Origin of the sequence: Geomonas sp., assembly GCF_035254065.1 — a bacterium.
Classification (GTDB): Bacteria; Desulfobacterota; Desulfuromonadia; order Geobacterales; family Geobacteraceae; genus Geomonas.
In genome coordinates this window covers 1-10,892 of record NZ_DATFBA010000093.1, presented here as the reverse complement: position 1 = coordinate 10,892, position 10,892 = coordinate 1, and the positions used below count along the sequence as shown (strand labels likewise).

Sequence of the window (10,892 nt, the reverse complement as noted above, 5' to 3'; positions counted from 1 at the left end):
GGATGATCCAGACCAGCTGGATCGAGAAACGCCTGCGCGGTTCGCTGACGGCGTTGGGGAGCTCGGGAAGTGGCTGATTTTCCGTTGGGTCAGTCATGCGATTCCTCGTCGTGAATAGGATCCCAGATCAGGCGGGGATCGAACTGCATGGAAGCGAACATGGTCAGCACCACCACGGCACCGAAGGCGATGGCGGCCGGACCGGCCTTGACCACGGCGTAGTTGCCGAGTTGCACCAGGGCGGCCAAAAGGGTCACCACGTAGATGTCCAGCATCGACCAGCGCCCCACCCCCTCCACTACCCGGTACAGGGCGGTGCGCTGGCGCGGGCGCCATTTGGAGCGCAGCTGCACCGAGACCAGCAGAAAGGTGAGCGAGACCAGCTTCAGGATCGGGATGGTGATGCTGGCGACGAACACGATAACGGCGATCAGCTGGTTGTCATTGTTCCAGAGGTGGATGACGCCGCTCATGATGGTGTCTTTGCGGTAGCTGATCAGCGAACCGGTCTCCATCATGACCAGCACGTTGGCCGGCACATAGAGTATATAGGCAGCGATCAGAAAGGCCCAGCAGCGGGTGATGCTGGCGGGGCTGCGGAAATGGAGCTCGGTGCCGCAGCGCGGACAGCTTACCTGGGCCGAAGGGCTTTTGGGCCGGGAGACCAGGTTGCATACGTGGCAGGAATAGTAGCCGAGCCTGGCGGCGTTTAGTCCTTTCCGGTTCATGGCTGCACCTCGCGCGCGCCCCCCTTCCAGAGGCGGGCCCACACGTCGCGGGCGCTGAAAGAAGCGGCAGTGGCGGCCAGCAGCAGGGTGAGGGCGCCGAAGGACCAGAGCGCGATGCCGGGGATCACCTTGAAGTTGTTGGTCAGCTTGACCAGCGAGACCAGGATGCCCAGCATGAAGACCTCGACCATCCCCCAGGGCTCCACGTACTGCAGGGTGCGCATGAACAGCGTGTAGCCGGCCGGGATCCTCCCCAGCTTGAGCGGCAGCAGCAGGTAGATCATGGAGATGAGCTCCACGCTGGGGGCCACGATGGCGGTGAGGAAAACGACCACCGAGATCGGCTTCATGTCCTGGTCCCACATGGAGAGGACCGCGCCGTAGAGGTTGATGGCGCTCTGGTCGCCCTGGGTCTCGATGGAAAAGATCGGGAAGTTATTGGCGACCACAAAGAGCACCGCCGCGGCCAGGGCGAAGGCGAGGGTGCGATCGATGCTGTCGGTGGCGTTGCGGTAGAGGACGGCTCCGCAACGGCTGCACCTGGCCATGCATCCCTTGCCCAAGGGGACCTCCCGCTGCAAGAGGTCGCAGTCGTGGCAGGCGATCAGTTTTTCGGGCAACTCCGCCATCTGGAAAGGCGCTCCATCGCTATCGCCGCCCTAGCCGGGCAGCGATCGAGTTAAAACGCATAGTTAACGTCTCTTCAATGCTAGCACAACTCTCCGGCGGACAGCAGCAAAATCACCCCGCTCCGGCATACAGCACTTTTTACCATGCAACTTTAAAATAGCCGTTCACCCTGAGCTTGTCGAAGGGAGCGTGAACCAGGTGACGGCGATAGAGCAGGAGAAGTTGGTGCTGATGCTTCGACAGGCTCAGCACGAACGGCCCAACCACGTTATCCCCGAATACCCGTCCCGCTCCCTGCTCGAGCACACGGCTAGCAGGTAAAAAGAAAGCACCTACGGGTTCCCGTAAGTGCTTTATAAATGGTCGGTGCGACTGGATTCGAACCAGCGACCACTAGACCCCCAGTCTAGTGCGCTACCAGGCTGCGCTACGCACCGATTAAAACCTTTGTTACAGCAGATCCCGCAGGTTCTTCAGCTCGACCTTGACGTCCTCGATGATGGTGGAGAGCTTCTCGGTGGGCTGTTCGGGTTTCTGTTGCCTTTTTTTCACCGCCAGGCGCTTGCGGGCGCCTTCGATGGTGAGCTTCTCGGCGTACAGCAGCTGTTTAATTTCTGCTATCTGCTCTATATCCTTCTTGGTGTACAGGCGTTGGCCTGTGGAACTCTTCTTGGGTGCCAGGGAACCGAACTCCGATTCCCAGTAACGGAGCACCGAGGCAGGCAGCCCCGTTATCGCCGAGACTTCCCCGATCCGCAGATAAAGCTTGTCGGGAATGCCGCCGGTCATCCGTTACTCTTGGCTGTTGATGGCGCTTTTCAGGACCTGGCTCGGCTTGAAGGTCAGGATCTTGCGCGCCACGATGGTGATCTCCTCACCGGTCTGGGGATTCCTGCCGCGGCGGTCGGATTTCTCTTTCACCACGAAGTTGCCGAAGCCGGCGATCTTGATTTTGTCGCCATCCTCAAGAGTGGTCTTGATCAGATCGAATACTGTCTCAACGAGCTCGGCAGATTCTTTCTTGGAAAAGCCTACCTTCTCATAAATTCTTTCTACGATATCCGCTTTGGTCATAACCCCCTCAACAGCTCCCGCATTACATTTGAATGTGTTCTCTCAACAGCGGCTTAATCTAATACCATAGCGTTCTAGTTTTCGCAACCCCTTTTTATCTAAAGGAAACATTTAATTTCTTGGTGAGCGCATCGATGACACGCTGGTGCAAGCGGGTCACCTCATCGTCGGTCAGGGTCCTCTCCTTGGAGCCGTAACGGACCCGGATGGCGAGGCTCTTCTGACCCTGCGGGATGTTGCCGCCGGTGTAGAGGTCGAACACCTCCACCCCTTCCAGCTCCGCAGCCTTCACGCCGTTCACGCAGGCGGTCACCTCGGCCGCGGAGATTTCCAGCGGCAAGAGCATCGCGATGTCGCGGAAGGTGGAGGGGAAGCGGGACGGAACCTGGGCGGTACCCTGCGGCTTCCTGGCGTGCAAGAGCGCTGCGAAGTTCAGTTCCAGGTAGTAGAGCGGAGCGGCTATGCCGTAGTTCTCCTGGACCGACGGGTGCAGCTCGCCGAAGGAGCCCAGCTCCTTCCTGCCGGCCAGCACACGGCAGGCCTTGCCGGGGTGGAAGTAGGGATCGAGCTCGTCGGCGGTGTAGCTGACGCCGGGGACGTTCAGCTCGTCCAGGATGGTCTCCACGATACCCTTCACGTCGAAGAAATCCACCTGTCCCTTGGCCTGGTTCCATCCCTCCAGCTCGCGATTGCCGGTCAGCAGCGCACCCAGGTAGAGCGGCTCCTCCGGCTGCTCTTTACCTTCGGCCGGCAGGTAGACCCGCCTCATCTCGAAGATGCGCAGGTTCAGGGTGCGGAAACTGATGTTCTTGACCGCGGTCTCCAGAAGGCCCGGCAACAGCGTGGTGCGCATGACCGAAAGCTCGTCGGAGATCGGGTTCAGGAGCTTGACGCCCTTGGTGCGGAAATCTTCCTCGGGAAGCAGGATTTTGTCGCAGCTGGAAGGGGCCACGAAGCTGTAGTTGATCACCTCGGAGAGCCCCTGCGAGACCAGCAGGTCCTTCAGGCGCATGGTGAGGCGCAGCTCGTCGGAAGGGAGGTCGGAGAAGACAGAGGCACGCGGCAGGGTGGCCTCGACCTTCTCGAAGCCGTTCAGGCGGACCACTTCCTCGACCAGGTCGATCTCCCGCTCGATGTCGACGCGGAAAAGGGGCACCTTGACCCGGAAGACGCCCGGCTCCTGCTCGCTCACCTCGAACTCCAGGCGCTCAAAGAGATCCTTCACCTCTGCGCTGGTGAGGGAGAGGCCGGAGACCTGGTTGATGCGGGAAACCCGGGCGGTGATCACCCGCGGCTGGATCTCTTGCGGATAAACATCGATCATCCCCTTGGCGACGGTGCCGCCGGAGAGGTCGGCGATCAGCTGCGCGGCGCGGTCCAGCGCGCGCACGAGGCCCGCCACGTCGGTGCCGCGCTCGAAGCGGTGCGAGGACTCGGTGTGGATACCCAGGCGCTTGGAGGTCTTCCTGACGGCGGAGGGGTTGAAGTAGGCACTCTCCAGGAGCACTTCGGTGGTCCCCTCCCCTATCTCGGAGTTGCCGCCCCCCATGATGCCGGCCAGGGCGACCGCCTTCTCGCCGTCGCGGATGGTCAGGTCGCTGGAGTTGAGCTCGCGCTCCTGGCCGTCCAGGGTATGGAACTTCTCCCCTTCGCCGGCGGCAGCCACGATGATCTTGCCCCCGGCGAGCAGCTTGAAGTCGAAGGCGTGCAGCGGGTGGCCGTACTCGAGGAGGACGTAGTTGGTGACGTCCACGATGTTGTTGATGGAGCGGATGCCGGCGGCGCGCAGCCGGTCGGTCAGCCAGGCCGGCGACGGCGCCAGCGTGCAGCCGGTGATGTGGCGCGCGGTGTAGCGCGGGCAGAGGTCCGGGGCGTGGATGGAAACCTGCGCGATGGTGTCGATGGGGGCGCCGTTCTCGATCACCTCGTGGCCGGGGTTATGCACCTTCTTGCCCAGCTTGGCGGCGACCTCGCGGGCCACGCCCACCACGCTCAGACAGTCGGCGCGGTTAGGGGTCAGGCCGATCTCGAAGATGGTGTCCTTAAGGCCCAGCGCGTCGAAAAGAGGGGTGCCGATGACGGCGTCCTCGGGGAGGATCATGATGCCGGCGGATTCCTCGGCCAGCGCCAGCTCCTTCTCGGAGCAGAGCATGCCGAAGGATTCTTCGCCGCGGATCTTGGAGCGCTTGATCTTGAAATCGCCCGGCAGGGTGGCGCCGATCTGGGCCAGGGCCACCTTGTCGCCGGCCTTGAAATTCTGGGCGCCGCAGACGATGGAGAGGAGCTCCTTGCCGTTATCCACCTTGCAGAGCGAGAGCTTGTCCGCGTTGGGGTGCTGGTTTCTTTCCACCACCTGGGCGACCACGACGTCGTCCATACCGCCGCCGGTGGTTTCCATGCGCTCGACTTCGAGGCCGAGCATGGTGAGCAGGTGGGAAAGTTCTGCCGGCGGCAGCTCGCAATCGACGAATTCCTTGATCCAGTTATAGGTAACTATCATGTTCGTTCCACCGATAAGATCAAAATCTTTTTTTAACAGGGATGAAGGGGATAAAGGGGATAAAACCAAAAACAAAAAGCTCTTTTTTACTTTAAAAGCCTTGGTTTTGTACTTGAAGAGTTTAGGCTTTTGCCTTTATCCCCTTCATCCCTTCATCCCTGTTAGATAAGGTTTGGTTTTTAGAACTGTTTCAAGAACCTGAGATCGTTCTCGAACAGCAGCCTCATGTCGGCGATGCCGTACTTCAGCATGGCGATCCTCTCGATTCCCATCCCAAAGGCGAAGCCGGTGTAGAGCTCGGCGTCGTACCCCACGTGCCCGTAGACGGCAGGGTCGACCATGCCGGCACCCAGGATCTCCAGCCAGCCGGTCTCCTTGCAGACCCGGCATCCCTTGCCCCGGCAGATCACGCAGGCGATGTCCACCTCGGCGGACGGCTCGGTGAACGGGAAGAAGGAAGGCCTGAGCCTCACCCCGATGTCCTTGCCGAACAACTGGTTGATGAACAGGGTCAGAATCCCCTTCAGGTCGCCGAAGGTGATCCCCTTGTCGACCATCAGACCCTCAATCTGGTGGAACATGGGCGAATGGGTGGCGTCGGAGTCGCAGCGGTAGACGGTGCCCGGCGCGATGATGCGGACCGGCGGCTGCTGCTTCAACATGGTGCGGATCTGCACCGGCGAGGTGTGGGTGCGGAGCAGCACCTGGTCACCCACGAAGAAGGTGTCCTGCATGTCGCGCGCGGGATGATCCTTCGGGAAGTTGAGCGCCTCGAAGTTGTAGAAGTCGTGCTCGACCTCGGGACCTTCGGCGACCGCGAATCCAAGCGCCGCGAAGATGGAGCAGATCTCCTCGGTGACCAGGGTGATCGGGTGCTTGGAGCCGGTCGGCCGGCGGCGGCCCGGCAGGGTCACGTCGATCTTCTCGGCGGCCAGACGCTGCGCCTTCACCTGCTCGCGCACCACTGCCGCGCGGGCGTCGATCGCCTCTTCCAGCTGCGCCTTCACGGTGTTGACCAGCGCGCCTACCACCGGACGCTCCTCCGGGGAAAGGGAGCCCAGCCCCTTCATGACCGAGGTCAGCTCGCCTTTTTTGCCAAGGTACTTGACCCTGATCTCCTGCAGACCTTCCTCGGTAGCGGCTTTTTCCAGCTCGGCGGAGGCCTCTCTCAAAAGTCCTTCAAGTTTTTCCTTCATGACGTGACCCTATTGTTGGAAAAAAAAAGAAATGAGACATCGCTATCCCATTTCTTTTTTTATGCCTGCGGTATTTGTTAAAACTTTGCTTTGGCAGCGTCGGCGATGGCGGTGAACCCTTTCGGATCGGAAACCGCCAGGTCGGCCATGACCTTCCTGTCGATCTCGATGCTGGCCAGCTTCATGCCGTGGATCAGCTTGCTGTAGGAGAGACCGTTGATCCGCGCCGCAGCGTTGATCCTGGTGATCCAGAGAGCCCTGAAGTCCCGCTTCTTGACCCTTCTGTCCCTAAACGCGTAGTTCAGAGCGCGATCCACCGCTTCGGTGGCACTCCTGAAAAGTTTGCTTCTCGCGCCGCGGTAACCCTTGGCAAGTTTCAACACCTTGTTTCTTCTCTGTCTCGCTTTAAAACCGCGCTTTACTCTTGGCATACATACTCCTTCTGGTTTTTATTAGCCGGATCCGCAAGGGGAGACGGTTTCCTCACGGTTCTCGGACTTCGGCAAGGGGGAGCCTACACGACGAAGGACCGGTCCGGCGGTACATGCCGTTACCAGTCCCTAGTCCGTAGCCCCTGGTCCCTTAATTCTTACTTGTACGGGATCAGCTGCGAGATAGCGGCGTGGTCGGTTGCGGCCACGATGGCGCCCTTGCGCAGGTTACGCTTGTTCTTCCTGGTCTTGGAGGTCAGGATGTGGCTGGTGAAGGCGTGGCTTCTCTTGATCTTGCCCGTGCCGGTCTTGCTGAAACGCTTGGCGGCGCCCCTATGGGTCTTTACTTTAGGCATGTGCGTACTGCTCCTTTATTGGTGATATGTGTCTATTTGACGACTTTGGTCTTGGGGGCAACGATCATGAACATGCTGCGCCCTTCCATCTTCTGACGTACTTCGATATTGGCGATGTCGGCCAGGTCAGAGGCGAACTTCTCCAGGGCGGCCATGCCGATCTCCTGGTGGGTGATCTCGCGTCCCCTGAAGACGACGGTGATCTTGGCCTTGTTCCCCTCTTCCAGGAAGCGGCGCACGTGCTTGAGCTTGAACTCCAGGTCGTGCGTGTCGGTCTTGGGACGGAGCTTGACTTCCTTGAGCTCCACCTGGACCTGTTTCTTCTTGGCTTCCTGCTGCTTCTTGCTCTGCTGGTATTTGAACTTGCCGTAATCCATGATACGGCAAACCGGAGGTACGGCGGTCGGCGAAACCTCGACCAGGTCCAACTGCTGGCTTTCGGCCAGAGCCAGGGCCTCCCGGAGCGGAAGAATACCTAGCTGCTCACTCTCGGCACCTACTACCCTAACCTCTTTGGCCCTGATGGACTGATTGATGTTTACTGTCGGTTTAGCTATGACGCCACCTCCTATTTAAAGCTTTTGACTTCCGATTCGATGAAGGAGACGAACTGTTCCGGTGTCATCCCTTCCAGGTTCTTGCCATCGCGGTAGCGCGGGGCGAGCAGGCCGCTCTCCACCTCTTTGTCGCCGACCACCAGCATGTACGGTATCTTTTGCAGCTGGGCCTCGCGGATCTTGAAGCCGAGCTTTTCGTTCCTGAAATCTTTCTGCACCCGAATACCGGCCGCGCGCAGCGTATTGAACGCCGCTTCAGCGTACGGGATCTGGTTATCGGTGACCGTGAGCACGATTGCCTGCACCGGAGAGAGCCAGGTCGGGAAGTTCCCAGCGAAATGTTCGATGAGGACGCCGATGAAGCGCTCGATGGCGCCCAGGATGACCCGGTGCACCATGACCGGACGCTTCTTTTCGCCGTTGGCGTCGACGTAGGTGAGATCGAAACGCTCTGGGAGGGTAAAATCGCACTGGATTGTAGCACACTGCCAACGCCTGTCAAGCGCGTCGCGCAGCTTGATATCTATCTTCGGGCCGTAGAAGGCGCCGTCTCCCTCGTTGATTTCGAAGGGGCGACCGGAGTCTTTCAGCGCCGACAGAAGAGCGCTCGTTGCCAGCTCCCAAGCGTCGTCGGAACCGATCGACTTTTCCGGACGGGTGGAGAGCTCCATCTCGTAGTCGAAGCCGAAGATCCCCATCACGTCGTTCACGAAGGCGAGCACGCCCTTGATCTCCCCGTCCAACTGGTCGGGTGTGCAGAGGATGTGGGCGTCGTCCTGCGTGAAGCCGCGGACCCGCAGCAGTCCGTGGAGGACACCTGCGCGCTCGTGGCGGTGCACCATACCGAGTTCGAAGAAGCGCAGCGGCAGATCGCGGTAGGAGCGAAGCTGCGACTTGTAGATCATCATGTGGGAAAGGCAGTTCATCGGCTTCACGCCGTAGCCCTGCTCGTCCACCGTGGTGAAGTACATGTTCTCGCGGTAATTCTCGTAGTGGCCGGAACGCTGCCAGAGCTCGGTCTTCAGGATCTGGGGCCCAAGCACGATGTCGTAGCCGCGCTTTATGTGCTCCTTGCGCTCGAAGTCCTCGAGGATGGTCCTGAGCATCCCCCCTTTCGGGTGCCAGATGACCAGACCTGCGCCGACCTCGTCCGAGAAGGAGAAGAGATCCAGCTCGCGGCCGAGCTTTCTGTGGTCGCGCTTCTTGGCCTCTTCGATGCGAGCCAGATAGGCGTCCAGCTCCTTCTTGTCAGCGAAGGCGGTGCCGTAGACGCGCTGCAGCATGGCGCGCTTCTCGTCGCCGCGCCAGTAGGCGCCCGCGATCGAGGTGAGCTTGAAGGCCTTGCAGTAGGAGGTCTTGGGGACGTGCGGGCCGCGGCAGAGGTCGGTAAAGTCGCCCTGGCTGTAGAGGGAGACCGACTCGGCGCCCAGGTCCTCGATCAGCTCGACCTTGTAATCCTCCCCCATCTTCTTGAAGAGAGCGACCGCGTCCGCGCTGGAGAGCTCCTGGCGCTCGATCTTCAGATCGGCCTTGGCGAGCTCGCGCATCTTCGCTTCAATCTTCTCGAGATCTTCCGGGGTGAAGGGATGATCCACGTCGAAGTCGTAATAGAAACCGGTCTCGATAGCCGGACCGATGGTGACCTTGGCCTGCGGGAAGAGCTGCTTGACGGCCTGGGCCATCAGGTGCGAGGTGGAGTGGCGGATGATCTCCAGCGCCTCCGGGCTCTTCTCGGTGATGATCTCCACGGCAGCGCCGTCGGTGAGCTGGGCGAAGGTATCCACCAGCTTGCCGTCGATCTTGCCGGCGATGGCGGCCTTGGCGAGTCCGGCGCCGATCGATGCGGCCAGATCGTAAATGGTAGCCCCTGCTTGCAGTTTCCTTTCCGAACCGTCCGGAAGTTTGACCGAAATCTCGTTCATCGTGGGCCCCTTTTAAGCAAAACAGAAAGAGGCATCGAAACCCGATGCCTCTGTCGAACCTCGTTAGAAGGTTTGTTTCTTTTGGTAGGCGCGGGCGGTTTCGAACCGCCGACCCCTAGCGTGTCGAGCTAGTGCTCTACCCCTGAGCTACGCGCCTGCTGTCCTGCTGTGCAACTCGGACTTTGTACCAATTCGGAATAACAAAGTCAACAGGTTTTTGAAGGTCGTTGCGGTTTTTCTCATTGGAGAGAGGGGGTAGGCAATCACCCTCCCCTGGCAACCGCTCCCCGAGAAAAAAACATTAGCCGCTTGCAATGTAAAAATCCTTGCCTAGACTTGCCCCTTATGTTGCTTCGCCGGAGAGGACCTTACACTGGCACTACCGGCGCAGCACCGGCACGACCTCTCTGGCGCAGAAGCGCCTCCAGTACCTCTCTTTGTTCTGCGGCCTGCCTCTCGGGCCCGGCGATTGACCCAGGTCCAGGAGGAACCAGTGCGAGACCTAGCTGCCGGACTCCTCTTAACGCTGATCGCCTACGGCGTCCTGACGGGCTGCTCTTCCGACCCGTCACCGGCAGTCACTCCCCAAGTCGTCTCTTCCCCTCTCCCCAACCTCCTCCCTCCTGACTGGCGCTACGAAAAGGACGCCATCCAACTGCACGTCGAGGCGGACCCGCTGCTGAACCTGTTCCACAAGGAGCCGCACACGCTGCTGCTCTGTACCTATCACCTGCGCGACCCCAACGCCTTCAACCAGCTGCAGGAGGAAAAGGGGGGCCTGCAAAAGCTCCTCGACTGCGGCAGGTTCGACCCTTCGGTCTTGTACGCCCGGCGCTTCGTGCTGCAACCCGGCCAGACCCTCGAGCAAGCCCTGGACCGCTCGGACGGCGCACGCTTCATCGCTTTCGCCGCCGGCTACTACAAGGTGCAGCGGGCGGGGATGACGGCGTCTTTGCCGGTCCCGCTCGCCATTGTGAAACGGGAAGGCGCCGTACTGCAGATACCGCAAAAGATGAGGATCGACCTCCGTCTGGGCCCGCAGGAGTTGAAAGAGGTGCAGGCGACACCGGTCAGCCAGAAGGATTGAGCGGAGGGGGAAATGGTTGACGTGCAGCGCCCACTTTTCTGGCACCAGGGGCTTTTCCTGCAGCCGCAGCACTTCCAGCTGCAGGACCGCGCTCTCCTTGCCCAACTGATCCCCGCCCTCGCCTACCAGACACCTCATCTGTGGGGGGTGGCAGACCTGCAGATCGACCTCGGCGCCCTCAGCACTTACTGCCTCAAGCTCCGCTCGGGATCCTTCCGTTTCCAGGATGGCACCTTCGTCCACTTCCCCGGCAACGCCTGGCTGGAGCCTCGCTCCCTGCACGGTGAGCTGTCCGAAGGAAAACCGCTCCAGGTTTACCTCGGCTTGAAGAGGTGGGACGAGACGGGAGAAAACGTCACCGTCCTCGATTCCCCGTCGGCTGCGGCATCCGCTCACACCCGCTTTCTCTCT

General features: G+C 60.4%; 12 protein-coding genes and 2 tRNA genes. 2 read left to right on the top strand and 12 right to left on the bottom strand.

The genetic code is table 11. The features are described from left to right. Window positions 1-89: 89 nt before the first annotated feature. The 12 genes from VJ604_RS04840 to VJ604_RS04785 all read right to left on the bottom strand — a co-directional run bounded on the left by VJ604_RS04840 (window position 90) and on the right by VJ604_RS04785 (window position 9,551). Complete coding sequence (locus VJ604_RS04840) at window positions 90-728, bottom strand: paraquat-inducible protein A (RefSeq protein ID WP_324080250.1); 639 nt, start codon at window positions 726-728, stop codon at window positions 90-92. Next, window positions 725-1,357, bottom strand: coding sequence for a paraquat-inducible protein A (locus VJ604_RS04835; RefSeq protein WP_324080249.1), 633 nt, complete (start codon window positions 1,355-1,357; stop codon window positions 725-727). The genes VJ604_RS04840 and VJ604_RS04835 overlap by 4 nt, the downstream gene beginning before the upstream one ends. Window positions 1,358-1,718: 361 nt before the next feature. After that, window positions 1,719-1,795, bottom strand: a tRNA-Pro gene (locus VJ604_RS04830). 13 nt (window positions 1,796-1,808) lie between these two features. Further along, a complete protein-coding gene (locus VJ604_RS04825; protein ID WP_324080248.1) occupies window positions 1,809-2,147 on the bottom strand; it encodes a MerR family transcriptional regulator in 339 nt (112 codons plus the stop codon). A 3-nt stretch (window positions 2,148-2,150) separates the two neighbouring features. Continuing rightward, window positions 2,151-2,432 (bottom strand): integration host factor subunit alpha, encoded by a 282-nt coding sequence (locus VJ604_RS04820; protein ID WP_324080247.1) that lies wholly within the window; start codon window positions 2,430-2,432, stop codon window positions 2,151-2,153. Between the two features lie 94 nt (window positions 2,433-2,526). After that, on the bottom strand, window positions 2,527-4,932 hold the full coding sequence (pheT, locus tag VJ604_RS04815) for a phenylalanine--tRNA ligase subunit beta (protein WP_324080246.1): 2,406 nt from the start codon (window positions 4,930-4,932) through the stop codon (window positions 2,527-2,529). 179 nt (window positions 4,933-5,111) lie between these two features. Further along, entirely contained in the window at window positions 5,112-6,128 is a 1,017-nt protein-coding gene (pheS, locus tag VJ604_RS04810; RefSeq protein WP_324080245.1) for a phenylalanine--tRNA ligase subunit alpha, read from the bottom strand. 77 nt (window positions 6,129-6,205) lie between these two features. Beyond that, entirely contained in the window at window positions 6,206-6,559 is a 354-nt protein-coding gene (gene rplT, locus VJ604_RS04805; protein ID WP_324080244.1) for a 50S ribosomal protein L20, read from the bottom strand. A gap of 158 nt (window positions 6,560-6,717) precedes the next feature. After that, window positions 6,718-6,915, bottom strand: coding sequence for a 50S ribosomal protein L35 (gene rpmI, locus VJ604_RS04800; RefSeq protein ID WP_324080243.1), 198 nt, complete (start codon window positions 6,913-6,915; stop codon window positions 6,718-6,720). A gap of 32 nt (window positions 6,916-6,947) precedes the next feature. Continuing rightward, a complete protein-coding gene (gene infC, locus VJ604_RS04795) occupies window positions 6,948-7,472 on the bottom strand; it encodes a translation initiation factor IF-3 (protein WP_324080251.1) in 525 nt (174 codons plus the stop codon). Between the two features lie 11 nt (window positions 7,473-7,483). Beyond that, window positions 7,484-9,394 (bottom strand): threonine--tRNA ligase, encoded by a 1,911-nt coding sequence (thrS, locus tag VJ604_RS04790; protein ID WP_324080242.1) that lies wholly within the window; start codon window positions 9,392-9,394, stop codon window positions 7,484-7,486. 82 nt (window positions 9,395-9,476) lie between these two features. Continuing rightward, window positions 9,477-9,551: transfer RNA gene (locus tag VJ604_RS04785), tRNA-Val, on the bottom strand. A gap of 336 nt (window positions 9,552-9,887) precedes the next feature. Between VJ604_RS04785 and VJ604_RS04780 the strand changes: the two genes are divergently transcribed. After that, window positions 9,888-10,481 carry a type VI secretion lipoprotein TssJ gene (locus tag VJ604_RS04780; protein WP_324080241.1) on the top strand — a complete coding sequence of 198 codons (594 nt, stop codon included), beginning with the start codon at window positions 9,888-9,890 and terminating at the stop codon, window positions 10,479-10,481. Between the two features lie 12 nt (window positions 10,482-10,493). Beyond that, on the top strand, window positions 10,494-10,892 hold a 399-nt coding region (gene tssK, locus VJ604_RS04775; protein WP_324080240.1), incomplete at its 3' end, for a type VI secretion system baseplate subunit TssK.